This window comes from Stenotrophomonas sp. LGBM10 (assembly GCF_046736075.1).
Taxonomy (GTDB): Bacteria; Pseudomonadota; Gammaproteobacteria; order Xanthomonadales; family Xanthomonadaceae; genus Stenotrophomonas.
Window position 1 is genome coordinate 810,222 of the sequence record NZ_CP177163.1, and the last position, 26,351, is coordinate 836,572.

Consider the following 26,351-nt stretch of genomic DNA (forward strand, 5'->3'; position numbering starts at 1 on the left):
TGTTCGGATAGGCGGGTCACGACCACTGGTCGCAACCCGGAATGTTGGCAGGGCCCGACCGATGGTCGGGCCCTGCTGTTCCCTGTTACAGGGTGCGCGGCACTTCGATACGCTCGAAGCACTCGATCTGGTCGCCCGGCTTGACGTCGTTGTAAGCCTTCACGCCGATACCGCATTCGGTACCGTTGCGGACTTCCTCGACGTTCTCCTTGAAGCGACGCAGCGATTCCAGCTCGCCTTCGAACACCACCACGCTATCGCGCAGGACGCGGATCGGCTTGCTGCGCTTGACCGTGCCTTCGATGACCATACAGCCGGCCACCGCACCGAACTTGGAGCTGCGGAACACGTCGCGCACCTGGGCGATACCGATGATCTCTTCGCGGATTTCCACGCCGAGCAGACCGGAAGCCACCTGCTTCACCTGATCGATCACGTCATAGATGATCGAGAAGTAACGCAGGTCAACGCCGTTGGATTCAATGATGCGACGCGCGGAGGCGTCGGCACGCACGTTGAAGCCGATGACGGTGGCCTTGGAAGCGACGGCCGAGTTGGCGTCCGACTCGGTGATGCCGCCCACGCCGGAGTGGATCACGTTGATGCGGATGTCTTCGTTGGACAGCGCCACCAGTGCCTGGCTCAGCGCCTGCACCGAACCCTGCACGTCGGCCTTGATCACCAGGTTCAGCACCTGCTGGCCATCGCCCTTGCCCAGGGTCGCCATGATGTCTTCCATGCGGCTGCCCGCCGACTGGACCAGGCGTGATTCACGGCGCTTGGTTTCGCGCTGCTGCGCGACGTCCTTGGCCAGACGCTCGTCTTCGACCACGACGAAGTCGTCGCCGGCATCCGGCACGCCGGACAGACCCAGCACCTGCACCGGAATCGACGGACCGGCCTGGTCCGGCTGCTTGCCGGTTTCGTCGAACAGGGCGCGCACGCGGCCGTACTGGATACCGCAGACCAGGTAGTCGCCCTTCTTCAGCGAACCCTGCTGCACCAGCACGGTGGCGATCGGGCCACGGCCCTTGTCCAGCGAGGACTCGATGACCACGCCACTGGCGCGGCCGTCGGCCACGGCCTTCAGTTCCAGCAGTTCGGCCTGGATCGAAATCGCGTCGAGCAGGTCGTCGATGCCCAGACCCGCCTTGGCCGAGATCTCGACCATCTGGGTGTCGCCGCCGAAGTCTTCGGACACGACCTGCTCGGTGAGCAGCTCGTTCTTGACGCGCATCGGATCGGCGCCGGACTTGTCGATCTTGTTGATCGCCACGATCAGCGGCACACCCGCCGAACGGGCGTGCTGGATGGCTTCCTTGGTCTGCGGCATGACGCCGTCGTCGGCTGCCACCACCAGCACCACGATGTCGGTCAGCTTGGCACCACGGGCACGCATGGACGTAAACGCCGCGTGGCCCGGGGTATCCAGGAAGCTGATCACGCCCTTCGGCGTTTCAACATGGTAGGCACCGATGTGCTGGGTGATGCCACCGGCTTCGCCCGTGGCGACCTTGGTGCGGCGGATGTAATCCAGCAGCGAGGTCTTGCCGTGATCGACGTGGCCCATGATGGTGACCACCGGCGGACGTGCCACCGGCTCGCCCTGGTTGCCACCAGCCAGCGCCAGCAGCGCGTCTTCGGCGTCGTTGGTGTTGGCACGGATCACGTTGTGGCCGAGTTCTTCGGTCACCAGCGCGGCGGTGTCGTGGTCGATGGTCTGGGTGATGGTCGCCATGACGCCCATCTTGAACAGCGCCTTGACCACATCGCCGCCCTTGACGGCCAGCTTCTGGGCCAGATCGGCCACGGTGATGGTGTCGCCGATGGTGACGTCACGCACGATCGGTGCGACCGGACGTTCGAAACCATGTGCACCACCGCCACTGCGCGACTGGTTGCTGTCGCGGCGGCCACCGTGCTGCACGCGCCCGGTCGGACGACCGCGCGAGTTGCTGTTGTTGCCGCGACGGGCACGATCGGCGGCCGACAGATGCAGCTGACCGGCGAAGCGGTTGCCACCATCGTCGTCGCGCTTGGCGCCCGGGCGATTGTTGTTGTTCGAGTTGCGGTCGTCCGCACGCGGTGCCGGACGTGCCGCCGACGGAGCGGACGGACGCGGGCCACGGGCCGGCGCATCGGCGGCGGCAGGCTTGGCTGCAACCGGGGCCGGTGCGGGCGGTGCGTTCCTGGCCGCTTCGGCAGCGGCCTCGGCCGCCTTGCGCTCGGCTTCGGCACGTTCCTTGGCGTCGATTTCTTCCTGACGCTTGCGGGCGATTTCTTCGTCGCGCGCACGGTCCTTCTCGGCCAGTGCGCGCTGCTCGTCCAGATTGCGCTGGCGGGATTCCTCCAGCTTGCGCAGGATGTCGGCGCGCTCCTCATCCGGCGTCATCGCCTTGCCACTGCTGTCCTTGGTGTAGGTACGCTTCTGGCGCACCTCAACATTGACGGTGGTCTTGCTGCGGCCGGCGCTGACGGTCACTTCCTGCAACTTGCGACGGTTCAGGGTGATCTTCTTGGCTGCCTCGTCGGTGCTCTCGGCGGGCTGCTCGGTCTTGCCGTGCGAACGACGAAGGAAGCCCAGGAGCTTCACCTTCTCGGTGCTGGTCACGACCTGGTCGGGACCGCTGAACTTCATGCCGGCTTCGGCAAGCTGTACGAGCAGTTTATCGACCGGGGTGTTGACCAGTTCGGCAAGCTTGCGGATGGTGGTTTGCTGCGACATTCGGATCCTATGATCTGGTTGGCGCTCCCTCGAAACGTGCGAAGGCAGCGCGGAGTCTAAGCCCTGAGCGGGTCAGGGCACTGTTCATCGCTGGCTCATTCGCCGCGCTCCAGGCGGGCGATCTCCTCGGCTCGGGCGGCCAGGATCAGAGCGGCGGCGCGCTCCTGGTCCAGGTCCTCGATACCGAACTCGAGGATCTCGTCGGCGGCCAGGTCCGACAGGTCCTCACTGGTTCGCACGCCATGTCCGGCCAGGGCGTAGGCGGTCGCCTCGTCCATGCCTTCCAGGGCGAGCAGGTCTTCGGCCGGCGAACCGTCCTCCAGACCCTCTTCCACCGCCAGCGCTTCGTTGAGCAGCGCATCGCGGGCACGGGCACGCAGCTCTTCGACGATGTCTTCGTCGAAGCCTTCCACGGCCAGCAGTTCGCCGACCGGGACGTAGGCGATTTCTTCCACGGTGTTGAAGCCTTCGGTCACCAGGATGGCGGCGATTTCTTCATCCACTTCCAGCTTGTCCATGAACAGCTGGCGGGCAACGCCCTGCTCTGCCTCGGACTTGGCGGTCACCTGGTCCTGGGTCATCACATTGAGCTGCCAACCGGTCAGGCGGCTGGCAAGGCGCACGTTCTGGCCGCCCTTGCCGATCGCCTGGGCCAGGCGCTCTTCCGCCACGGCCAGGTCCATCGAATGCTTTTCTTCATCGACGATGATCGACTGCACTTCCGCCGGGGCCATCGCGTTGATGACGAAGTTGGCAGGGTTGTCGTTCCACAGCACGATGTCCACGCGCTCGCCATTGAGCTCGTTGGACACGGCCTGCACGCGCGAACCGCGCATGCCGATGCAGGCACCGATCGGATCGGTGCGCGCGTCATGGGCCAGCACGGCAATCTTGGCGCGGTCGCCCGGATCACGTGCGCAGGCCTTGATCTCGACCAGGCCCTGGCCGACTTCCGGCACTTCGAGCTTGAACAGTTCGATCATGAATTCCGGCGCGGCGCGGCTGATGAAGAGCTGCGGGCCACGCGGTTCCGAACGGACTTCGGCCAGGTAACCGCGCACGCGGTCGCCAGCGCGCAGCACGTCGCGCGGGATGCCCTTGTCCTTCGGAATGAAGGCCTCGGCGTTGCCGCCCAGGTCCACATAGATGTTGCCGCGCTCGGCGCGCTTGACCACACCGGTGACCAGTTCGCCCACGCGATCCTTCCACGCATCGACGACCTGCTGACGTTCGGCTTCGCGCACGCGCTGGACGATCACCTGCTTGGCGGCCTGTGCGGCGATACGGCCGAAGTCCGGGTTCTCGATCTGCTCTTCGATGTAGTCGCCAACCTCGACGCCGTCGGCTTCGTCGATGGCATCCATCAGGCGGATCTGACGATCCGGGGATTCCATCACCACATCATCGGCCACCACTTCCCAGCGGCGGAACGTTTCGTAGTTGCCGTCCTTGTGGTCGATCGACACACGGGCCAGCACTTCCTGGTCCGGATAACGCTTCTTCGCGGCCGACGCCAGTGCAGCCTCGATGGCCTCGAAGATCACTTCACGCGGAACGCCCTTTTCATTGGCGACCGCATCCACTACCAGCAAAAGTTCCTTGCTCATTGGCTCACTCCGCGCGCGGCTTCTTGGCCGCCGGCTCGTTGGATGGTTTCTTGTTCGCCTTGCCACCCTGCTTGGGTGCCGGGCCAGTCGGTTTGGTCGGAGCCAGGCCGAGGGCGGCCCAGTCCGGCATGATGCGTGCCTTGTCGATATTCTCGACATCGGCGGTGAAAGGGGCATTGTCGACCTTGAAGGTGACCGTACCCTGTTCCAGATCCACGGCGAGAATCTCGCCCTGCAGGCGGCGGCGGCCATCCTGCGGCAGCTTCAACGTCACCTTGGCGGATTCGCCGATGGCGCGTTCGAACTGCTCGCCCGTGAACAGCGGACGGTCGACGCCGGGCGAGGAGACTTCCAGCGTGTAGTTGGCGCTGATCGGGTCTTCCACGTCCAGCTGCGCGGACACTTCACGGCTGACGCGCTCGCAGTCGTCGATGTTGACGATGCGCTCGGGCTGTTCGGCCAGCGGCACGTCGATGTACAGGCGCAGGGTCGCACCGCCCGGGGCAGTCAGATACTCCACACCCAGCAGCTCGAGACCCAGCGACTGAACGGTGGGGGCGAGCAGATTCGCGATTTCGGTTGCCTTGTCGCTCACAGTCTGCCTTGATTCGTTGAAAGAGATACTGGCTTGGCCAGTTGCGCTGGCCCAACACCACTGGCCACATTCCGGAAACAACAAAGGGCCCGCTGGGCCCCTTGTCCGGTACAACTCCGGTCATGCTGGATTCCGGTAGCGGGAACACACGCGGCGTGCGTTCCAGCGAGCCCAGCCTTCCGGGGGGTCACGGCGACCTGGTTACAGGGTGCCGTTCCTGGAAGCCGGTAGCGGGCCGCATTCACATCCGTTGAAAGGATGCGCATGGATAGTCCGCTAAGCCGCTGATGATAGCCGTTGCACCGCGCTGGTGCAATGGCTGGGGCGTATTGGAGACGGGTTGCCCCGCCGGCACCGGATGGACGCCGGGCCCATCACCGGGAACGGGTGCAGCGCAGGCACAACGCGCAGCCTCAACCGCAGGCCACGCAGGGCGACCAGGGCGACCGGGGCGACCGGGGCGACGCAGGCAGCCTCCGACGGCATCTGCAGACAGGACGCCGTGGTAGCGATCCCCCAACGAAAAAAGCGACTCCGTTGCCGGAATCGCCTTTTCGTCTACTGCATCTGCACTGCAGATTTTCTGTGGTAGCGGGGGCAGGATTTGAACCTGCGACCTTCGGGTTATGAGCCCGACGAGCTGCCAGACTGCTCCACCCCGCAGCAGAAGCGGAATTGTAAGGGAGTTTTCACTCCCGCGCAACCCCTTTGTTAACAACGCGGAATCGATCCCGATCCCTGCAACGAAAAAGGCGACCCCGTTGCCGGGATCGCCTGATTCGTCCACCACCCGATCTGCATCGGGTCGATATGGTAGCGGGGGCAGGATTTGAACCTGCGACCTTCGGGTTATGAGCCCGACGAGCTGCCAGACTGCTCCACCCCGCAGCAGAAGCGGAAGAGTTGGTGAGCCCACCAGAGGTGGGAACCTACCGCAACGATGTTCTGGCGAAACCGCTGCATCAACAACTCAGGAAACGAATATTACACTAATTGCGCAGTTTTGTATCGTTTTTTACGCAAGATGTGCAAATGCCTGCTGGCACCAGACCATGATCGGGTTCCAGGCCAGACCCAGGGCCAGCAGCGCCAAGGCGTTCACGCCCAGCACCACGCCCAGCACGCGGTCGTTGTTGGCCGGCAGCGGCTCGCCCACCGGCTCATCGAAGTACATGACCTTGATGACGCGCAGGTAGTAGAAGCAACCCACCACCGCGCACAGCACGCCCAGGATCGCCAGCCACAGCATGCCGCCGTTGATCGCTGCGCCGAGGACGGCCAGCTTGGTCCAGAAGCCCAGGAACGGCGGAATGCCGGCCATCGACGCCATGATGCACAGCACCAGGCCGGCCATCCACGGGTTGCGGGCGTTCAGACCCTTGAAGTCATTGATGTTCTCTGCCTCGAAGCCGCTGCGCGACAGCGCGATGATCGCGCCGAAGCCGGCGGTCGACATGATCGCGTAGCTCAGGGCATAGAACAGCGCCGCCGCGTAGCCCTGCTCGCCACCGCCGGCGATGCCGAGCAGCAGGAAGCCGATGTGCGACACGGTCGAGTACGCCAGCATGCGCTTGAGGTTGGTCTGGGCGATCGCCATCAGGTTGCCGACCACCAGCGACAGCGCGGCCAGGCCACCGATCAGGTACTTCCACTCGTCGGACAGCGGGCCCACGCCCACTTCCAGCAGGCGGTAGGCCATACCGAACGCGGCCAGCTTCGGTGCCGAGCTGATGAACAGCGCGACCGGGGCCGGAGCGCCCTGGTACACGTCGGGCAGCCACATGTGGAACGGGGCCGCGCCGAGCTTGAAGGCCACGCCGGCAATCATGAAGACGGCGCCGGTCAGCAGCAGCATCTTCTCTTCCGAGTGCGGAATCGCGGCGTGGATCACGTCCAGGTGCAGCGAACCGGTGGCGCCGTAGATCAGCGACATGCCGTACAGCAGCAGGCCGGAGGCCAGCGAGCCAAGCACGATGTACTTCATCGCCGCTTCGGAGGCCAGGCCGTTCTCACGGTTGCTGGCCACCAGCGCGTAGGAGCACAGCGCCAGCAGTTCCAGGCCCAGGTAGACCATCAGCAGGCTGCCGGCCGAGACCAGGATCATCATGCCGGCGGTGCCGAACAGGATCAGCACCGGAATCTCGCCCTGGAACAGCTTGCGTTCGCGCAGGTAGCTCCAGCCGTAGACCAGGGTCAGACCGCTGCACAGCACGATCACGGTTTTCATCACGTCGGCCGCGGTGTCGCGGACGAACATGCCGTGGAACACCTCGCCCTGCCCGCCCACGCCGGTGGCGAGCATGAACAGCACCACGCCCAGCGCGGCAACCGAGAACAGGTGGGTCCATATCTTGTTCTTTTCGCTGATGAACAGATCCAGGATCAACAAGGTGAAGGCGCTACCAATCAGCACCAGCTCGGGAGCGAGCGGCGGCAGGTCGGCGGCGGTCAGTGGCAACAGCGGCGAGGTGGTCATCATCAAATCCTGGAATCAATACTCTCGACGGCCCGATTACAGCAGCTTGCTGGATGCGATCTGCATCGCCAGCTTCGCGATCGAGGGCTCCATCAGGTCGGTCAGCGGCTTGGGGTACAGGCCCAGGGCAAGGGTGCCCACGGCAAACACACCCAGCACCAGCCACTCGCGACCGTTGATGTCCTTCAGTTCGGCGACATGGGCATTAGCCACTTCACCGAAGAACACGCGCTTGTACAGCCACAGCGTATAGGCCGCGGTGATCACCAGGGTGGTGGCCGCGCCCAGTGCCAGCCACGGATTGCGCTGGAAACTGGCCATGATGATCATGAACTCACCAACGAAACCGCTGGTACCCGGCAGACCCGCATTGGCCATGAAGAACAGCATGGCAAAGGTGGCGAACCACGGCATCACGTTGACCACGCCGCCGTAATCGGCGATGCGGCGGCTGTGCATGCGGTCGTACAGCACGCCCACGCAGGAGAACATCGCGCCGGACACGAAGCCGTGCGAAATCATCTGCACCATCGCGCCCTGCAGGCCCAGACGGGCAGCGTCGGCGTTGCCGGCGTCACGCACCAGCCACAGTGCGATGAAGGTGCCCAGGGTGACAAAGCCCATGTGCGCGATCGACGAATAGGCGATCAGCTTCTTCATGTCGTCCTGCACCAGGGCGACCAGGCCGACGTAGATCACCGCGATCAGCGACAGGGCAATCACCAGCCATGCCCACTCCTGCGATGCGTCCGGGACGATCGGCAGGTTGAAGCGCAGGAAACCGTAACCACCGATCTTCAGTGCGATGGCGGCCAGGATCACCGAACCGGCGGTCGGCGCTTCCACGTGCGCGTCCGGCAGCCAGGTGTGCACCGGGAACATCGGCACCTTGACCGCGAACGCGATCAGGAAGGCGAAGAAGATCCAGGTCTGCTCGGCGGCCGAGAGCTGCAGCTGGTACAGGTCGGCCAGCTGGAAGCTGCCGCCCTTCAGGTACAGGTAGATCAGTGCCACCAGCATCAGCACCGAGCCGAGGAAGGTGTACAGGAAGAACTTCATCGCCGCGTAGATGCGGCGCGGGCCGCCCCAGACACCGATGATCAGGAACATCGGGATCAGCATCGCTTCGAAGAACACGTAGAACAGCATCGCGTCGGTCGCGGCGAAGATGCCGACCGTGACGCCTTCCAGGATCAGGAAGGCGGCCACGTACTGGTTGACGCGCTTGTCGATCGCGCTCCAGGCGCCGATCAGGGCCAGGACCGAGACCAGCGTGGTCAACAGGATCAGCGCGATCGCGATGCCATCGACGCCAAGGTTGTAGCCGATGTTGTAGGACGGGATCCAGGCGCGGGTTTCGACGAACTGCAGCGCGTCGTTGGCCACGTCGTAGCCGCTGAGCAGCGACAGGCTGGCCACGAAGGTCAGCACCGCCACGCCCAGCGACGCCCAGCGGGCGGTTTGGGCGTCACGGATGGCAAGGATCAGGGCACCGCCGATGATCGGCAGCCAGATGAGAACACTGAGTAGGGGCCAGTTCGACACGTCTTCTTATTCCGTACAGGTCATCAACGCAGGTAATGCATCAGGACGCCCAGGAGGGCAATCAGGCCGATGATCATCGCGAAGGCGTAGTGATAGAGGAAACCGGATTGGGTGCGACGCAGCAGGTTGGCCGCCAGATCGATCAGGCGTGCCGAACCGTTGACCACCACACCATCGACGACGTTCGTGTCGATCGCGCGCGAAACCTTGCCCAGCTTGATGCCGCCACCGGCGAGACCGCCGATCCAGAGCTTGTCGAAACCGTACTTGTTCTCCAGCACCGACACCAGCGGCGCGAAGGTGCTGCGGGCCTTGCCCGCCAGCTCCGGCTTCCACAGGTAGAACAGCACCGCCAGCAGGAAACCGGCCACGGTCAGGAAGAACGCAGGCGCCATCATGCCGTGCAGCGCAAAGGCGACCGGACCGTGGAACTCTTCGGCCAGCGCACCGATGGTGTCGCGCGCCGGGTTGTAGAAGTCGACGATGCCGGTGAAGAACGAATGCACCTGGCCCGGGATCGCATGCTCGGCGTGGTCGCCCGACCAACCGGTGCCGTACAGCATCGGACCGATGCTGAAGAAGCCGATCACGATCGACGGGATCGCCAGCAGGATCAGCGGCAGCGTGACCACCCACGGGGTCTCGTGCGGCTCGTGCGGGCCGTGGCCATGACCGTGGTCGTCATGGTGCGCGTCGGCAGCATGCGCGTCGGCGGCATGATGATGGTCGTCATGGGCCGCGTGATGATCGTCATGGCCGTGGCCGTGGTCGTCATGCGCGTCGCGGAAGCGCTCCTTGCCGTGGAAGGTCAGGAACAGCAGACGGAAGCTGTAGAAGCTGGTGACGATCACGCCACCCAGCACCGCCCAGTACCCGTAGGTGGCCACCCAGCTCGACGACACGTGCGCATGGTGCTGCGCGGCCTCGATGATGGTGTCCTTGGAGTAGAAGCCGGAGAAGAACGGCGTGCCCACCAGGGCCAACGTGCCGATCCACATGGTCACGAAGGTGATCGGCATGTACTTGCGCAGGCCGCCCATCTTGCGCATGTCCTGCTCGTGGTGCATGGCGATGATCACCGAGCCCGCGCCGAGGAACAGCAGCGCCTTGAAGAAGGCGTGGGTCATCAGGTGGAACACGGCCGCCGAGTAAGCCGACACGCCCAGTGCCACCGTCATGTAACCCAGCTGGGACAGCGTGGAGTACGCGACGACGCGCTTGATGTCGTTCTGCACGATGCCGATCAGGCCGGTGAAGAAGGCCGTGGTGGCACCGATGAACAGCACGAAGTTCAGGGCCGTCTGCGACAGCTCGAACAGCGGCGACATGCGGGTGACCATGAAGATGCCCGCGGTGACCATCGTGGCGGCGTGGATCAGTGCCGAGATCGGGGTCGGGCCTTCCATCGAGTCCGGCAGCCAGACGTGCAGCGGCACCTGGGCGGACTTGCCCATCGCACCGATGAACAGGCAGATGCAGATGATGGTGGCGATCGACCAGATGACCGGCTCGTTCATCAGCTGGTAGCTCTGGCCGAACAGGCTGATCGAACCCGACCAGACCTGCAGCGCCATCTCCGGCTGCGCCAGCACCGGCGCGTTGGCGAACACGGTGGCGTAATCCAGGGTGCCGAACACCCACATCACACCGGCGATGCCGAGGATGAAGCCGAAGTCGCCGACGCGGTTGACCAGGAACGCCTTCATGTTGGCGAAGATCGCGGTCGGGCGCTTGAACCAGAAACCGATCAGCAGGTACGACACCAGACCCACCGCTTCCCAGCCGAAGAACAGCTGCAGGAAGTTGTTGCTCATCACCAGGGTGAGCATCGAGAAGGTGAACAGCGAGATGTAGCTGAAGAACCGCTGGTAGCCCGGGTCATCCTGCATGTAGCCGATGGTGTACACGTGCACCAGGAACGACACGAAGGTCACCACGACCATCATCATCGCGGTCAGCTTGTCGATCATGAACCCGACATGGGCGGAGTAGCGGCCCACTTCGAAGAACGTGTAGACGTTTTCGTTGTACGGCTGGGCACCGCCCCACAGCAGCATGTACAGGACATAGCTGGAGAGGACGCAGCTCACTGCGACGCCGAGGATCGTGACCGCCTGCGCGCCAGCGCGACCCACCTGACGACCGAACAGGCCAGCGATGATGCTGCCGAACAGCGGTGCAAGCACCACTGCGATCAACAGACTCTTGGAGAGAGTGATTTCCATCTACGGATCAGCCCTTCAGCGAATCGACTTCGCCGACATTGATGGTGCGGCGGTTACGGAACAGGGTTACCAGGATCGCGAGGCCGATGGCGGCCTCGGCCGCGGCCACGGTCAGGATGAAGAAGACGAACAGCTGTCCGGCCGTGTCACCCAGTTCCCGCGAGAACCCGACGAAATTGATGTTGACCGACAGCAGCATCAGCTCGACCGACATCAGCAGCACGATGATGTTCTTGCGGTTGAGGAAGATGCCGGCAAGGCTGATGCAGAACAGCAGCGCGCCCAGCGCCAGAATATGGCCGAGGGTAATCATGGCTTGGCCTCCTCGTCGCTCGACGGCTTGGTAACGGTGTGCACCAGCGGCTTTTCCGCGTCCATCTTGACGATGCGCAGGCGGTCGCTGCCCTTCACCATCGTCTGCAGGGACGGGTTCTGGGTCTTCAGGCCACTGCGACGACGCAGGGTCAGCATCACGGCGGCAACCACGGCCACGGTGAGGATGACGGCGGCGAACTCGAACGGCAGCAGGTACTCGGTGAACAGGCTGCGGGCCAGCCAGGTGATGTTGGAGGTGTCGGCGGCCAGCGCGGCGGCGTTGTCGGCCGGGAACGGATTGACCGCCCTGCCCTTCACCCCGATCAGCACCAGCATCTGCACCAGCATGGTCACTGCGACCACCAGCCCGATCGGCAGGTAACGCACCCAGCCCTCACGCAGGTTGGAGGCGTCGATGTCCAGCATCATCACCACGAACAGGAACAACACCATGACCGCGCCGACGTACACCAGCACCAGAGCCACGCCCAGGAACTCGGCGCCCACCAGAATCCAGATGCAGGCCACGGAGAAGAAGGTCAGGATCAGGCACAACACGGCATACACCGGATTGCGCACGCTGATCACCGCCGCAGCGGAAATGCCCGCCACGATGGAGAAGACCCAGAAAGCGATATTTACCCAATCCATCATTCGACCTCAGCGGAAAGCGGCATCGGCGGCGCGACGCTCGGCGATTTCGGCTTCAAGCCGATCACCGATGGCCAGCAGCTGCGGCTTGGTAACGATGTTCTCGCCACGATTCTCGAAGTGGTACTCGAGGATGTGGGTCTCGACGATCGAGTCCACCGGGCAGCTTTCTTCACAGAAGCCGCAGAAGATGCACTTGAACAGATCGATGTCGTAACGGGTGGTACGGCGGGTGCCGTCCTCGCGCTTGGCCGAATCGATGGTGATCGCCAGCGCCGGGCACACCGCTTCGCACAGCTTGCATGCGATGCAGCGTTCTTCGCCGTTGGGGTAACGGCGCAGCGCGTGCAGGCCGCGGAAACGCGGCGACTGCGGGAACTTCTCCATCGGGTACATCAGGGTGTACTTCGGCTTGAACGCGTACTTCAGGGTCAGCCACAGCCCCCCGAGCAGCTCAAGGAGCAGCAGGCTTTTGAAGTAATGGGTAATTCGATTCATCACTTAGACGCCCTTCTGGATCACGCCGTAGAACACCATCAACGCCGTCACTGCAATCCACGCGATGGTGAGCGGGATGAAGACCTTCCAGCCCAGACGCATGATCTGGTCGTAACGGAAGCGCGGGAAGCTGGCACGGAACCAGATGTACGAGCTGGCGAAGAAGAACACCTTCAGCAGCAGCCACGGCCAGCCGCCCTTCCAGATCCAGTCGATCCACGGCGAGATGTCCGCGGTGACCCAGCCCTGGATCGGGCTCAGCCAGCCGCCGAGGAAGAAGATCGAGATCAGGAAGCTGATCAGGATCATGTTGGCGTATTCGGCCAGGAAGAACAGCGCGAACGCACCGCCGGAGTACTCGACCATGTGGCCGGCGACGATTTCCGATTCGCCTTCCACCACGTCGAACGGCGCGCGGTTGGTTTCGGCCACGCCGGACACCCAGTACACGACGAACAGCGGGAACAGCGGCAGCAGGAACCAGTCGAACAGACCGGAGTTGCCCGCCTGGGCCAGCACGATGTTGCTCAGGTTGAGGCTGCCCGAGGCGATCATCACGCCGACCAGGGCAAAGCCCATCGCGATTTCGTAGCTGATCATCTGCGCCGAAGCGCGCATCGCACCCAGGAACGCGTACTTCGAGTTGGAGGCCCAACCGGCGAGGATGATGCCGTACACGCCCAGCGAGGTCATCGCCAGCAGGTACAGCAGGCCGGCGTTGGCGTTGGACAGCACGATCTTCGCATCGAAGGGAATCACCGACCACGCCGCGAAGGCCGGGGCCAGGGTGATCAGCGGTGCCAGCACGAACATGGCCTTGTGCGAGCTGGCCGGCTGGATGATTTCCTTGAACAGCAGTTTGAAGACGTCGGCGAAGGCCTGGAAGATGCCCATGCCCACGTACATCGGGCCGTGGCGGACGTGCATCCAGCCGATCAGCTTGCGTTCCCAGACCACGTAGAAGGCCACCGAGATGATCACCGGCATGGTGATCACCAGGATCTTCAGGATGATCCAGGCCAGCGCGCCGATTTCGCCCAGCGACAGCAGCCACTGGTGCAGCGGATCGACCGCGTTCAACAGCAATTCGTTCATGCAGCCACCACCGTTACGCGTGCGGCACCCAGCGGCGCGGTAGCACCGTGGCCCGATTCAATCCAGACCGACCCTGCGGCGACGCGGGCGTCGACCACCACCGGCAGCGTGGCGCGACCGGCATCGGTGCCGACCTTGGCCATCTGCCCTTCAACCAGCTGCAGGCGTGCGGCGTCGTCGGCGTTGAGCACGATGCGCGGCGCGTTGTTGAGCGGGTGCGACTGCAGCGCCTGGGCGCGACGGACCACCGCATCGGTACGGTAGATCGCCGGGGTCGAGGCCACTTCCAGCCCGTCAACGGCGACCGGCGCGGCGGCCGACGACGCAACGGTGACGCTGACCGGCGCCAGGCTGGCGCGCAGGCCGGCCAGGTCGATGAACTCGAAACCGGCCAGCGAGAGCTCGCCACCCAGTGCACGCAGCACGCGCCACCCTTCACGGGCCTCGCCCGGCAGCTTGCCGCCGGCACGGGCCGACTGCTCGCGACCATCGAGGTTGGTCAGGGTGGCGTCCACTTCCGGCAGTGCGCCGATCGGCAGGATCACGTCGGCCACGTCGCGGGTCGAGGCGCAGGCGAACTGGCTGAAGGCCACCACCTGCGCACCGGCCAGTGCCTTGCGGGCAGCGGCGGCGTCGGCGAAGTCCAGACCCGGCTCGATGCCGTACAGGGCATATGCCTTGCGCGGCTGGGCCAGCATGGCATTGACGTCCTTGCCGGCCGGCAGCACGCCGGCGCGGGCCAGACCCACGGCGTTGGCGCCCTGCGGGATGCGGCACAGCCTGGCACCGGTGGCGGCGGCGAAGTCACGCGCGGCGGCGCGGATGGCGGCCGCCTGCGGGTGGTTTTCGGCGATCGCACCGACGATCAGGACGGCGTTGTTGGCGCCCTTCACGGCCTCGCGCAGCTCGGCATTGCCCAGCGCGTCGACGAACTTCGACGGTGCGACGATCTGCTTGCCGGCCAGCTTGAAGGCGAAGTCGAAGTCGACCGGGTTGACCGCGTGGATCTTCGCGTTGCGCGTGGTCTGCGCCTTGCGCAGGCGGGCGTGCAGCAGCGGCAGCTCGTGGCGGATGTTGCTGCCGAGCACGACGATGCTGTCCGCGCCTTCGATCTCGGCCAGCGGCAGGCCGAACACGTCGGCCACGGCAGCGTCGGAGAAGTCGCGGTTGTTGATGCGGTGATCGATGTTGGTGGTGCCCAGGCCCTTGGCCAGGCGGGCCAGCAGCGCGCCTTCCTCGTTGGAGGCCGACGGGTGCACCAGCACGCCGAGGTCGTCGCCCTGGTTTGCGGCGAAGATCTCCTTGGCGGCGGCCAGGCCTTCAGCCCAGCTCACTTCCTTCCACTCGCCATTGACCTTGCGCAGCGGCTTGACCGCACGGTCTTCGCTGTACAGGCCCTGGTGGGAGTAGCGGTCGCGGTCGGACAGCCAGCATTCGTTGACCGACTCGTTGTCGCGCGGCACCACGCGCAGCACTTCGCCGCGACGCACGTGCAGGAACAGGTTCGAGCCCATCGCGTCGTGATAACCCAGCGACTCGCGTGCGGTCAGTTCCCACGGACGGGCGCGGAACTGGAACACCTTGTTGGTCAGCGCGCCGACCGGGCACACGTCGACGACGTTGCCGGACAGCTCGGTGGTCAGCGGCTTGCCGTCGTAGGTACCGATCTGCAGGCTTTCACCGCGGTACATGCCACCCAGTTCGTAGGTACCGGCAACGTCGGCGGTGAAGCGGACGCAGCGGGTGCACTGGATGCAGCGGGTCATTTCGGTGGCGACCAGCGGACCCATGTCCTCGTCCGGCACCACACGCTTGCGCTCGTTGAAGCGGCTCACCGAACGGCCATAGCCGAGCGAGACGTCCTGCAGCTCGCACTCGCCGCCCTGATCGCAAATCGGGCAGTCCAGCGGATGGTTGATCAGCAGGAACTCCATCACCGAGCGCTGGAACTTCAGTGCCTTTTCACTGCGGGTGGCGACCTTCATGCCATCCATGACCGGCGTGGCGCAGGCCGGCGCCGGCTTGGGCGACTTCTCGACGTCCACCAGGCACATGCGGCAGTTGGCCGCGATCGGCAGCTTCTCGTGGTAGCAGAAGCGCGGGATCGGAATGCCGGCCTTGTCGGCGGCCTGGATGATCATCGAGCCCTTGGGCACGACCAGGGACTGGCCGTCGATTTCGACGGTCACATGCCCTTCCGGCACGATCGCCGGGGTGCCACCAGGATTGTTGGGTTGCGCGCTCATGCAGCGGCTGCCTCCACCTTCTTGCCGTCAACCATCGAATGACCGTTGACGATGTAGTACTCGAATTCGTCCCAGAACTGGCGCAGGAAGCCCTGGATGGGCCATGCCGCCGCTTCACCGAACGCGCAGATGGTGTGGCCTTCGATCTGGCCGGCCACTGCCTTCAACTGGTGCAGGTCTTCCATCGTGGCCTTGCCGGCGACGATGCGCTCCAGAACGCGGTGCATCCAGCCGGTACCTTCGCGGCACGGGGTGCACTGGCCACAGGATTCCTTGTGGAAGAACTGCGAGATGCGGCAGGCGAACTTGACGCAGCAGACGCTATCGTCGAGCACCACGATGGCGCCCGACCCCAGACCGGTGCCGAGGGCACGCAGGGTGTCGTAGTCCATCTGCAGGCCCTTGAGCTCCTCGGCCTTCAGCACCGGCATCGAGACGCCGCCCGGAACCGCGCCCTTCAGGGTGCGGCCCGGCTTGAGGCCACCGGCCATTTCCAGCAGTTCATCGAAGGTGGTGCCGAGCGGCACTTCGAAGTTGCCGCCCTTCTGCACGCAGCCGGAGACCGAGAAGATCTTCGGACCGCCGTTCTTGGTCAGGCTCAGGCTCTGGAACCATTCCGGGCCGTTGCGGATGATCGCCGGCACCGAGGCATAGGTCTCGGTGTTGTTGATCGTCGACGGCTTGCCGTACAGGCCGAAATTGGCCGGGAACGGCGGCTTGTAGCGCGGCTGGCCCTTCTTGCCTTCCAGCGACTCCATCAGCGCGGTTTCTTCGCCGCAGATGTAGGCGCCGGCGCCGAGCGCGCCGTAGATGTCGATGTCCACGCCGCTGCCGAGGATGTTCTTGCCCAGCCAGCCGTTCGCGTACGCGTCGGCCAGGGCCTGCTCGAAGTTCTCGAAGGGCTCGTGGTGGAACTCACCGCGCAGGTAGTTGTAGCCCACGGTGCTGCCGGTGGCGTAGCAGGCGATCGCCATGCCTTCCACGACCGAATGCGGGTTGTAACGCAGGATGTCGCGGTCCTTGCAGGTACCCGGCTCGGATTCGTCCGAGTTGCAGAGGATGTACTTCTGCATGGTGCCCTTGGGCATGAAGGACCACTTCAGGCCGGTCGGGAAGCCGGCGCCACCGCGGCCGCGCAGGTTCGACTGCTTGACCATCTCGATGACCTGCTCCGGCGAGATCTTCTCTTCGAGGATCTTGCGCAGGGCGGCATAGCCACCGGTCTTGAGGTAGCTTTCATACGACCACGGAGTGTCGTAATGCAGGGTGGTGTAAACCACCTGATGCGGCAACGGTGCGGGACCGACCGGACCACTGGGTGCGTGATGATGTGCCATGTCTTACTCCAACCCGTCCAGCAGCTCGTCGACTTTCTCGACGGTCAGGCGCTCGTGGTAATGGCCGTTGATGACCATCATCGGCGCACCGGCGCAACCGGCCAGGCATTCTTCTTCACGCTTGAGGTAGATGCGGCCATCGGCGGTGGACTGGCCGGTCTTGCAGCCAAGCTTCTTCTCGGCATGCGCGACCAGGTCCTCGGCGCCATTCAGCCAGCAGCTGATGTTGGTGCAGAAGGCAACGTTGTGGCGGCCAACCTTCTCCAGCTCGAACATCGAGTAGAAGCTGGCCACTTCGTAGGCCCACACCGGCGGCAGGTCCAGGTACTTGGCCACGCCGGCGATCAGCTCGTCGGTCAGCCAACCGGCGTTCTGTTCCTGTGCGGCGTGCAGGCCCTGCAACACGGCCGAGCGCTTGCGATCCGGCGGGAACTTGGCCAGCCAGTGATCGATATGTGCGCGCGTCTTGTCGCTCAACACCACCATCGGGTCGACGTCACGCGCCGCCTCGAAATTACCTGTCGCCTTCATCGGCCGACCTCAGCGAATACCAAATCGTGAAAAACCAGAACCTGCAGCGCCGGCAGCAGCCGGCGGGTGTCAGGCATCGTGCATGCGCTTGCCATTACCGGTCCACCTCACCGAACACCAGGTCGTAGGTGCCGATCATGGCCACCACGTCGGCGAGCATGTGCCCGCGCACGATGGAGTCGATCGAGGACAGATGGGCGAACCCCGGCGCGCGCAGGTGCACGCGGAACGGCTTGTTGGCGCCATCGGACATCAGGTAGCAGCCGAATTCACCCTTGGGTGCTTCGACGGCGGCATAGGTTTCGCCAGCCGGGACGCAGTAGCCTTCACTGAACAGCTTGAAGTGATGGATCAGCGCTTCCATGTCGTCCTTCATGTCCTCGCGGCTGGGCGGCGCGACCTTGAAGTTCTTGACCATGACCGGGCCGGGGTTGGCACGCAGCCACTGCACGCACTGCTTGATGATGCGGTTGGACTCGCGCATCTCGGCCACGCGGACCAGGTAGCGATCGTAGCAGTCGCCTTCCTTGCCCAGCGGAATGTCGAAGTCGACGGCGTCGTACTTGGCGTACGGCTGCTTCTTGCGCAGATCCCAGGCGATGCCCGAGCCACGCAGCATCACGCCGGTCATGCCCCACGCATGGGCCAGTTCCGGAGTGACCACGCCGATGCCGACGGTACGCTGCTTCCAGATACGGTTGTCGGTGAGCAGGGTTTCGTACTCGTCGACGCGCTTGGGGAACTCGACGGTGAAGTTCTCGAGGAAATCGAGCAGCGAACCTTCGCGCGCGGCGTTGAGGTTCTTCAGCGCCTTGCCCTTGTGCCAGCGCGATTCCTTGTACTTCGGCATGCGGTCCGGCAGGTCGCGGTAGACGCCGCCCGGACGGTAGTACGCCGCGTGCATGCGCGCGCCGGAGACGGCTTCGTAGCAGTCCATCAGCTCTTCGCGCTCACGGAAGGCGTACAGCATCACCGCCATCGCGCCCAGATCGAGCGCGTTGGAACCCAGCCACATCAGGTGATTCAGGATGCGGGTGATTTCGTCGAACATGGTGCGGATGTACTGCGCGCGTTCGGGCGCTTCGATCCCCATCAGGGTTTCGATCGCGCGCACGTAGGCGTGCTCGTTGCACATCATCGACACGTAATCCAGGCGATCCATGTAGCCGATCGACTGGTTGAACGGCTTGGACTCGGCCAGCTTCTCGGTACCACGGTGCAGCAGGCCCACGTGGGGGTCGGCACGCATGATGGTTTCGCCGTCCATTTCCAGGATCAGGCGCAGCACACCGTGCGCGGCCGGATGCTGCGGGCCGAAGTTCATCGTGTAGTTGCGGATTTCCTGCCGGCTTTCGGCGGAATTGCTCGCAAAGGCCTGGCTGGCCTGGTGGAATTCGCTCACTTTACTGCCTCCGTCTGCGCGCTTTCGCCGGCAGCGGTCTGGAAACGGGCGTCGTCACGGATCACGCGCGGCACGCCGACACGCGGCTCCACCGAGGTCACCGGCTCGTAGATCACGCGCTTCTTCTCTTCGTCGTAGCGCACTTCGACGTTGCCGATCAGCGGGAAATCCTTGCGGAACGGATGGCCGACGAAACCGTAGTCGGTCAGGATCCGGCGCAGGTCCGGGTGGCCTTCGAAGATCACGCCGTACAGGTCGAACGCTTCGCGCTCGAACCAGTTCAGGCCCGGCCAGACGCTGGTCAGCGACGCGACCACCGGCAGTTCCTCATTCGGCGCGAAACAACGGATGCGCATGGTGAGGTTGTGCTGGTAGGAACGCAGCTGGGCGACCACGGCGAAACGCTGCAGCGGAATCGGCTGCGGCTGGGCGCCATCGCTGGTTTCGCGGGTGGGGAACTCGCCCCACGCGAAACGACCGACGGACTTGCCCTCGACGCCACGGCTGAAGCCTTGGGACGACACGTCGGCCGTATCCCATTCGTCGCTGCCGTAGCCGAGGTAGTCCAGGCCGCACAGGTCGACGGACTGCTCGAAACCGAATTCGTCGCGCAGCGCCAGGGCGGTGGCATGCCAGTCAGCGGCGGGCACTTCCAGCGTCACTTCGCCGCGGGGTTCGACCACGAAGACCTGCGCACCGGCAAAGCGTGCGGAGAGTCGGTCGATGAAGGATGCTTGCTCTGCCATGGGGGCTTGGCGTGCTCTTGTCAGGAGGAATGTCAGCGGGCGATGGTCTGCGTACGCCAGATCTTCTTCTGCAACTGCAGGATCCCGTACACCAGCGCTTCGGCGGTAGGCGGACAACCGGGGACGTACACGTCCACCGGCACCACGCGGTCGCAACCACGCACTACTGCATAGGAGTAGTGGTAGTAGCCGCCACCGTTGGCGCAGCTGCCCATCGAAATGACCCACTTCGGGTCCGGCATCTGGTCGTAGACCTTGCGCAGCGCCGGGGCCATCTTGTTGACCAGGGTGCCGGCCACGATCATCACGTCGGACTGACGCGGCGACGGGCGGAACACCACGCCGTAGCGGTCAAGATCCAGGCGCGCCGCGCCGGCATGCATCATTTCCACCGCGCAGCAGGCCAGACCAAAGGTCATCGGCCACATCGAACCGGTACGCGCCCAGTTCAACAGCGCATCGACGCTGGTGGTCACGTAGCCCTTTTCGAGCAGCGGGTTGTCGCCTTCGGGGCGCAGGATGTCGTCGACCCGCCCTTCCGGGACCGGGTTGTTCATCAGGCCATCGAGAGTCTGAATCACTCCCATTCCAGCGCTCCCTTCTTCCAGACGTAAATGAAACCGAGGAAAAGCATGCCCACGAACAGGCCCATCGTGACCAACGAACGCGCACCCAGTTCCATGAAGACCTGGGTCCACGGCACGATGAAAATGATTTCCAAGTCAAATACGATGAACTGGATCGCGATCAGGTAGTAGCGCACATCGAACTTCATGCGCGCGTCCTCGAAAGCCTCGAAGCCGCACTCGTACGGCGAGAGCTTTTGCAGATCAGGACGTCGTGGACCGAGGAATCGGCCGACCAGCATCAGCGCAACGCCGATACCGGTGGCAACGATCAGAAACAGCAGAGACGGCAAATATTCGGCCAGCACAGCGATTCTCTCTTGCCTCTGCCGCTGCGCCTGCAGGCGCTTTGGCATGGGGGAGTGGACGGATCCCGCTCCCTGGCGCCGTGCGCGCCAGACGAAATCCGCTTACAAACAATGGTGCCCAAGAGGGGACTCGAACCCCTACGACTCTCGTCGCTACCACCTCAAGGTAGTGCGTCTACCAATTCCGCCACCTGGGCTTACGATCGCACCGGGGGTTACTTCCCAATGCGCCGCATATTGTAACCGTCTTCAGCGATTCTGGGTGCCTTCCGAAGGCTTTTCTTCACCAGAAGTTTTCGCTCCCGCCTCAGCCGGCACAGTGGCCTGCGGAACCGGCTGCTGGGCCGGGGTCTGGACGGGTGCTGCCGGGGCCTTCGGCACGGCCGGCAACTCACCTGCCGGCGCGGCCGGCACGCTTTCCACCGGGGCCGACATCAGGCCCAGGTCCTGCTGCGCAGCCGGGCGCGAGCCGTGGCTGGCATACCAGGCCATGAAGAGGCTGATGCCGAAGAACACCACGGCCAGCCACTTGGTCGACTTGGACAGGAAGTTGGACGCGCCACGCGCGCCGAACACGGTCCCCGAGGCGCCCGCGCCGAAACCCGAACCCGCGGCCGCGCCGGAACCGCGCTGCATCAGGATGAGCGCGATCATGGCCACCGCCACCAGCACGTAGACCACATTGAGGATCAACATCAGCATTTCGAATCCGTCCTCGGACATGTCGCGCCGACGGTCGGTCGGCACATTATCTTGTTAGCGCCCGGCCGCCGCATCGACGATGGCCAGGAAGTCCGCGGCCACCAGGGAGGCGCCGCCCACCAGCCCACCATCGACATCGGGCTGCGCGAACAGTTCCCCAGCGTTGTCGGGCTTCACGCTGCCACCGTAAAGGATCGGCAACGAATCAGCGATTCTAGCATCCAGCTTGGCCACTTCGCCACGGATGAAGGCATGGACCTGCTGGGCCTGCTCTTTGGTGGCGGTCCGGCCGGTGCCGATGGCCCAGACCGGCTCATAGGCGACCACGGCGTGCTGGAAGCCGGCCGGGCCGACCAGGGCCAGCACCGGGGCCAGCTGGCTGGCGATGACCTGCTCGGTCTGGCCGGCCTCGCGCTGCTCCAGGGTTTCGCCCACGCACAGCACAGGGACCAGGCCGGCGTGCAGGGCGGCGGCAAACTTGCGCGCCACCAGCTCGCTGGTCTCATTGTGATACTGGCGACGCTCGGAATGGCCGACCAGGCCATAGCGGGCGCCGACCTCGGCCAGCATGGAGGCCGAGACCTCACCGGTGTAGGCCCCCTTCTCGTTGGAGCTCACGTCCTGCGAGCCGAAGGCGATGGCCCGGCCCTCGAAGTCCTCGACCAGCTCGCCCAGATACGGCAGGGGCGGCAGGATGACGACCTCCACCCCATCGCGCGGCAGGCTGGCGACCAGGTCACTGACCAGGTCGGTGGCGAATTGGCGGCTGCCGTGCAGCTTCCAGTTACCGGCGACGATCTTGCGGCGCATGGCGGGGCTCCAGTTGGGTATCAACGGGCAATGATACCGGATGTAACGAATCAGCGCCCCGCCGAAAACGCTTACATTTCAAATGGATAATGATCTGTGGCTGGGTTTGGCGCGAAGAGCGCGGCTGTTCATTGTTGTCGGAGAGGGGGCCGGGTCCGGTACGCCCCTCCGGGACACGCACGTAAACCCATCCCTGGGGGCTTGTCGAAAACATCCATGTTTTCGACAGTCCCTCCGGGGCGTACCGGCCCCAGCCCCCTACAGATGATGGCGACCGGACGGCAGAAGCGGCCCATGCCGACGGCTTGAATCTGCTTTCCGATCCGGTCGACGGACTGCTTGAGGGGTGAGGACCGGTGCACCCCGCAGCGACGCTCCAAAACATGGATGTTTTGGAGCAGCCCCCAGGGATGGGTTCACGGCGTGTCGCGGAGGGGTGTGCCGGGCCTCGCCCCGCGCTGATAGCAACGAGCAGCCGCGCCGTTCGCGACAAACAAAAAGGCCACCATGACGGTGGCCTTTTGGCAGCCTTCCGGGGCGTACCGACCAGCGGTCGGTACCTGCCGGTTCGGTCGGATGGGCGGTTACTTCAGCTTGATCTCGCGCAGGCGCTCTTCCAGGAAGCCGTGGGCGGTGATCGGCTCCGGGTAGCGGCTCGGGTTTTCCGGCGTGATGCAGGTCGGCAGCACGTCGATCAGGAAGTCCGGGTTGGGGTGCAGGAAGAACGGCACCGAGTAACGCGGCTGGCGCGCCTGCTCGCCCGGGGGGTTGACCACGCGGTGGATGGTGGACGGGTACACGTGGTTGGTCAGGCGCTGCAGCATGTCGCCGATGTTGACCACGATGGTGTCCGCGTCGGAGGTGAACGGCACCCACTTGCCCTCGTGCGACTGCACTTCCAGGCCCGCTGCGCTTGCACCGACCAGCAGCGTGATGAAGTTGATGTCGCCGTGGGCGCCGGCGCGCACGTTGGGGATGTTCTCGGCGGTGATCGGCGGGTAGTGGATCGGGCGCAGGATCGAGTTGCCGTTGTTGGTCTTGTCGGCGAAGAAGTCGATCGGCAGGCCGATATGCAGGGCCAGCGCCGACAGGACGCGCGAGCCCAGGTTGTCCAGGGCCTGGTACAGGCCATAGCCGCGCTCGCGGAAACCGGGGACCTCGGACGGCCACAGGTTCGGCGCCATCACGTCACGGTACTTGGAGTCGTCCGGGATCTCGCGACCGATGTGCCAGAACTCCTTCAGATCGAAGTGCTGGGAGCCCTTGGCGGTTTCGACGCCGAACGGGGTGTAGCCACGGGCGCCGCCGCTGCCCGGGATGTGGTACTGGCGCTTGGTCTCCTCCGGCAGGGCGAAGAAGGCCTTGAAGACGTCGTAGGCCGCATCGATGTCGGCCTGCGGGATGCCGTGGTTGCGGATGCCCGCGAAACCCCATTCGCGATAGGCCGCGCCCAGCTCTGCGACGAAGGCGTCGCGGTCACTGTCAAAACGGGTGATGTCGAGGGTCGGGATCTGGCTCACAGCGTTACCTGGCTTGTTCTTGGATGGACGAAGGGCCGCACCTGTGGCCCGGCTGAACATTGTGACAGATCGGGCTCATGCCGCCACCGATACATTGATACAAGCCGATACAATGCGCGCCACCCGGGCTGTGTGAACGGGCCAACGACGCTGCCGCCGCCACGCGTCCCCTCCTCTGCTGCAGCACTCGATCCGCCCTATGGACGCCACCTCGCCGGTTCCCGCTGTGCCCTCCTCCTTCATTGGCAGCGCCCGGCACACGGATGCCTGCCCCGCCATCGATGTCGCCCCACACGCCCGCGCCGCTGGCGCAGAGGCGCCTGGCCCCCGTTTCATTCCGTTGAAGATCCTGCATACCGAGGCGGCCAAGGGCTTCGGCGGCCAGGAGATCTACATCTACCGGCACATGCTGGCCATGCGCGACCGCGGCCATGACGTCTCGCTGCTGTGCCAGCCCGGCGCGCGCCTCGGCGAGATTGCCCGGGAAGCCGGCTTCACCGTGCACACCCTGAAGATGGGCGGCCTGCTGCGCCTGCTGCGCGGCATCGGGTCGGTCTCGCGGCTGGTACGGCGCCACGGCTACCACGTGGTCAACACCACCAGCCGCCGCGACAGCCTGATCGCCGCGGCCGGCGCGCGCCTGGGCGGCACGCCGCTGGTGGTGCGCTCACGTCACCTGATGAGCCCGGTCAACTCGCTGCTCACCTATACCGGCCTGCCGCACCGCGTCCTCACCGTCAGCAGCTTCGTGAAGCAGTTGCTGGTGACACGCGGCATCGCCGGTGACCGGATCGGCATCGTGCCCCCCATCGCGGTGCCGCCGCAGTGGACACAGGTCAACAAGGACGATCCGTGGGAGTGCCTGCAGGAGACCCGCGCCGAGGTCCGGCGCGAACTCGGTTTCGACGACGACCAGATCGTGGTCGGCTGCGTGGCGGTGCTGCGCGAGCCGAAGGGCCACGCCGATCTGCTGCATGCGATCGCCCCGCTCTGCCGCCGCCACCGCAACCTGCAGCTGGTGATCGTCGGCGACGGCCAGCCGGTGATGGACCGCCTGCTGGCGCTGCGCGAGGAACTGGGCATCGCCAGCCAGGTGCATCTGCTGGGCTACCGCCTGGGCGCCTGCCGCTTGATGACCGCCTTCGACATCTTCGCGCTGGCCAGCCACAAGGAGGCCGCCGGCACCGTGTTCCTGGAAGCGGCCTACGTCGGCGTGCCGATCGTGGCCACGCGGGTGGGTGGCGTCCCGGAAATGGTGATGGAAGGGAGCAATGCTATGCTCGCGCCGCTCGGCGACCTGGCCGCGCTGACGCATGCGCTGCAGACGCTGGTCGACGACCCGCAGGAGCGCCGCCGCATGGGCCGCGCCGGCTGGGAATGGATGCACAGTGCGCAGCGCTTCACGCCGTCCGGGCACACCGAAGCGACCGAACACTATTACCACCAGTGGTTGAAGGAACTTGGGCATGGCCAACGCTAGATCCGTCCCGGTGCTGATGCATCACCATGTGTCGCCCTCGCCGGGCATGATCACCGTGTCCCCGGAGAACTTCGAAAGCCAGATCGCGTGGCTGGCCGCCGACGGCTGGACCTCGCTGACGCTGGCGCAGTACGCCGACTTCCTGGCCGGCAAGCCGGTGCCGCGCAAATCGATCGTGATCACCTTCGACGACGGTTACCTGGACAACTGGGTCTACGCCCACCCGATCCTGCTCAAGTACGGCATGCACGCGGTGGTGTTCGTGGTCACCGGCTGGATGGGCGATGGCCCGGAGCGACCGCACGCAGGCCAGGCCGGGGCGACCCTGCCGGCAACACCGGATCATCGCGGCTGCGAGGCGGCGATCCTGGAAGACAACCGCGCGGACACGGTGATGATGCGCTGGAGCGAAGCGCGCGCGATGATCGCGGCCGGCACCTTCGAGGTGCACTGCCATACCCATACGCACACGCGCTGGATGAAGCAGGCGATCAGCCGTGCGCAGAAATGCGTGGGCATCGAGGGCGACCTGTCGCGTGCGCGCGAGGTGCTGCAGCAGAAGCTGGGCACGGTGTCGGACACGCTGTGCTGGCCGTATGGCGATTTCGACGACGACTACGTGGCGATCGCCCGGCAGCAGGGCTTCACCCACCTGCATACCACCCACCCGTTCGGCCGTAACGTGGTCGGCGGCGACCCGGCCCACATCTACCGCTTCGCGATCCGCAACCGGCCGGCGCGCTGGCTGCGCAAGCGCATCGCGTGGAGCTACCACCCGCTGATCGCGCCGCTGTTCAACCGGTTCAAGGCCAGGCAGAAGAAGATGGTGCCGGGGCCGTGACCGGCGGACGTTGACGCAGGCGCCACGAAAAAACCCGGCCGAGGCCGGGTTTTTTCGTGCACCGCCAGCG

General features: G+C 64.8%; 22 protein-coding genes and 3 tRNA genes. 2 read left to right on the top strand and 23 right to left on the bottom strand.

All coding sequences use genetic code 11. The features are described from left to right. Positions 1 to 85: 85 nt before the first annotated feature. The 23 genes from infB to ACLB90_RS03540 form a co-directional block, all read right to left on the bottom strand. A complete protein-coding gene (gene infB / locus ACLB90_RS03430; RefSeq protein ID WP_411851628.1) occupies positions 86 to 2,725 on the bottom strand; it encodes a translation initiation factor IF-2 in 2,640 nt (879 codons plus the stop codon). A 95-nt stretch (positions 2,726 to 2,820) separates the two neighbouring features. Further along, the gene (gene nusA, locus ACLB90_RS03435; protein WP_411851629.1) at positions 2,821 to 4,332 is read right to left on the bottom strand and encodes a transcription termination factor NusA; all 1,512 of its coding nucleotides are present in this window, start codon (positions 4,330 to 4,332) and stop codon (positions 2,821 to 2,823) included. 4 nt (positions 4,333 to 4,336) lie between these two features. Next, on the bottom strand, positions 4,337 to 4,927 hold the full coding sequence (gene rimP, locus ACLB90_RS03440) for a ribosome maturation factor RimP (RefSeq protein ID WP_017355936.1): 591 nt from the start codon (positions 4,925 to 4,927) through the stop codon (positions 4,337 to 4,339). Positions 4,928 to 5,513: 586 nt separating this feature from the next. Beyond that, positions 5,514 to 5,590: transfer RNA gene (locus tag ACLB90_RS03445), tRNA-Met, on the bottom strand. A 148-nt stretch (positions 5,591 to 5,738) separates the two neighbouring features. Then, a tRNA-Met gene (locus ACLB90_RS03450) sits at positions 5,739 to 5,815 on the bottom strand. A gap of 127 nt (positions 5,816 to 5,942) precedes the next feature. Beyond that, a complete protein-coding gene (gene nuoN, locus ACLB90_RS03455; RefSeq protein WP_411851630.1) occupies positions 5,943 to 7,403 on the bottom strand; it encodes an NADH-quinone oxidoreductase subunit NuoN in 1,461 nt (486 codons plus the stop codon). Between the two features lie 36 nt (positions 7,404 to 7,439). Next, positions 7,440 to 8,948: an NADH-quinone oxidoreductase subunit M gene (locus tag ACLB90_RS03460; RefSeq protein ID WP_411851631.1), complete on the bottom strand. Its 1,509-nt coding sequence runs from the start codon at positions 8,946 to 8,948 to the stop codon at positions 7,440 to 7,442. 23 nt (positions 8,949 to 8,971) lie between these two features. Then, the gene (gene nuoL / locus ACLB90_RS03465; RefSeq protein WP_411851632.1) at positions 8,972 to 11,173 is read right to left on the bottom strand and encodes an NADH-quinone oxidoreductase subunit L; all 2,202 of its coding nucleotides are present in this window, start codon (positions 11,171 to 11,173) and stop codon (positions 8,972 to 8,974) included. Between the two features lie 7 nt (positions 11,174 to 11,180). Continuing rightward, positions 11,181 to 11,486 carry an NADH-quinone oxidoreductase subunit NuoK gene (gene nuoK, locus ACLB90_RS03470; protein ID WP_017355932.1) on the bottom strand — a complete coding sequence of 102 codons (306 nt, stop codon included), beginning with the start codon at positions 11,484 to 11,486 and terminating at the stop codon, positions 11,181 to 11,183. Further along, positions 11,483 to 12,142, bottom strand: coding sequence for an NADH-quinone oxidoreductase subunit J (locus tag ACLB90_RS03475; protein WP_017355931.1), 660 nt, complete (start codon positions 12,140 to 12,142; stop codon positions 11,483 to 11,485). The genes nuoK and ACLB90_RS03475 overlap by 4 nt, the downstream gene beginning before the upstream one ends. Positions 12,143 to 12,148: 6 nt before the next feature. Beyond that, on the bottom strand, positions 12,149 to 12,637 hold the full coding sequence (nuoI, locus tag ACLB90_RS03480; protein WP_017355930.1) for an NADH-quinone oxidoreductase subunit NuoI: 489 nt from the start codon (positions 12,635 to 12,637) through the stop codon (positions 12,149 to 12,151). A gap of 3 nt (positions 12,638 to 12,640) precedes the next feature. Continuing rightward, positions 12,641 to 13,732 carry an NADH-quinone oxidoreductase subunit NuoH gene (nuoH, locus tag ACLB90_RS03485; RefSeq protein ID WP_411851633.1) on the bottom strand — a complete coding sequence of 364 codons (1,092 nt, stop codon included), beginning with the start codon at positions 13,730 to 13,732 and terminating at the stop codon, positions 12,641 to 12,643. Continuing rightward, positions 13,729 to 15,978 (bottom strand): NADH-quinone oxidoreductase subunit NuoG, encoded by a 2,250-nt coding sequence (nuoG, locus tag ACLB90_RS03490; RefSeq protein ID WP_411851634.1) that lies wholly within the window; start codon positions 15,976 to 15,978, stop codon positions 13,729 to 13,731. The genes nuoH and nuoG overlap by 4 nt, the downstream gene beginning before the upstream one ends. Continuing rightward, a complete protein-coding gene (gene nuoF, locus ACLB90_RS03495; protein ID WP_411851635.1) occupies positions 15,975 to 17,315 on the bottom strand; it encodes an NADH-quinone oxidoreductase subunit NuoF in 1,341 nt (446 codons plus the stop codon). Before nuoF ends, nuoG begins: the two co-directional genes overlap by 4 nt. Positions 17,316 to 17,318: 3 nt before the next feature. After that, positions 17,319 to 17,846: an NADH-quinone oxidoreductase subunit NuoE gene (nuoE, locus tag ACLB90_RS03500; RefSeq protein ID WP_019182680.1), complete on the bottom strand. Its 528-nt coding sequence runs from the start codon at positions 17,844 to 17,846 to the stop codon at positions 17,319 to 17,321. A 94-nt stretch (positions 17,847 to 17,940) separates the two neighbouring features. Then, positions 17,941 to 19,248 (bottom strand): NADH-quinone oxidoreductase subunit D, encoded by a 1,308-nt coding sequence (locus tag ACLB90_RS03505; protein ID WP_411851636.1) that lies wholly within the window; start codon positions 19,246 to 19,248, stop codon positions 17,941 to 17,943. Then, a complete protein-coding gene (locus ACLB90_RS03510) occupies positions 19,245 to 19,994 on the bottom strand; it encodes an NADH-quinone oxidoreductase subunit C (RefSeq protein WP_017354658.1) in 750 nt (249 codons plus the stop codon). The genes ACLB90_RS03505 and ACLB90_RS03510 overlap by 4 nt, the downstream gene beginning before the upstream one ends. Positions 19,995 to 20,026: 32 nt before the next feature. Beyond that, positions 20,027 to 20,581, bottom strand: coding sequence for a NuoB/complex I 20 kDa subunit family protein (locus ACLB90_RS03515; protein WP_017354657.1), 555 nt, complete (start codon positions 20,579 to 20,581; stop codon positions 20,027 to 20,029). Continuing rightward, entirely contained in the window at positions 20,572 to 20,928 is a 357-nt protein-coding gene (locus tag ACLB90_RS03520; protein ID WP_411852688.1) for an NADH-quinone oxidoreductase subunit A, read from the bottom strand. The genes ACLB90_RS03515 and ACLB90_RS03520 overlap by 10 nt, the downstream gene beginning before the upstream one ends. A gap of 112 nt (positions 20,929 to 21,040) precedes the next feature. After that, a tRNA-Leu gene (locus tag ACLB90_RS03525) sits at positions 21,041 to 21,125 on the bottom strand. 52 nt (positions 21,126 to 21,177) lie between these two features. After that, positions 21,178 to 21,630 carry a preprotein translocase subunit SecG gene (gene secG / locus ACLB90_RS03530; RefSeq protein WP_411851637.1) on the bottom strand — a complete coding sequence of 151 codons (453 nt, stop codon included), beginning with the start codon at positions 21,628 to 21,630 and terminating at the stop codon, positions 21,178 to 21,180. 54 nt (positions 21,631 to 21,684) lie between these two features. Continuing rightward, a complete protein-coding gene (tpiA, locus tag ACLB90_RS03535; protein WP_411851638.1) occupies positions 21,685 to 22,440 on the bottom strand; it encodes a triose-phosphate isomerase in 756 nt (251 codons plus the stop codon). A gap of 584 nt (positions 22,441 to 23,024) precedes the next feature. Next, complete coding sequence (locus tag ACLB90_RS03540) at positions 23,025 to 23,960, bottom strand: isopenicillin N synthase family dioxygenase (protein ID WP_411851639.1); 936 nt, start codon at positions 23,958 to 23,960, stop codon at positions 23,025 to 23,027. A 340-nt stretch (positions 23,961 to 24,300) separates the two neighbouring features. On the opposite strand from ACLB90_RS03540, the gene ACLB90_RS03545 reads away from it, so the two are divergent. After that, positions 24,301 to 25,440: a glycosyltransferase family 4 protein gene (locus ACLB90_RS03545; protein ID WP_411851640.1), complete on the top strand. Its 1,140-nt coding sequence runs from the start codon at positions 24,301 to 24,303 to the stop codon at positions 25,438 to 25,440. Next, a complete protein-coding gene (locus ACLB90_RS03550) occupies positions 25,427 to 26,281 on the top strand; it encodes a polysaccharide deacetylase family protein (RefSeq protein WP_411851641.1) in 855 nt (284 codons plus the stop codon). Before ACLB90_RS03545 ends, ACLB90_RS03550 begins: the two co-directional genes overlap by 14 nt. Positions 26,282 to 26,351 lie beyond the last annotated feature (70 nt).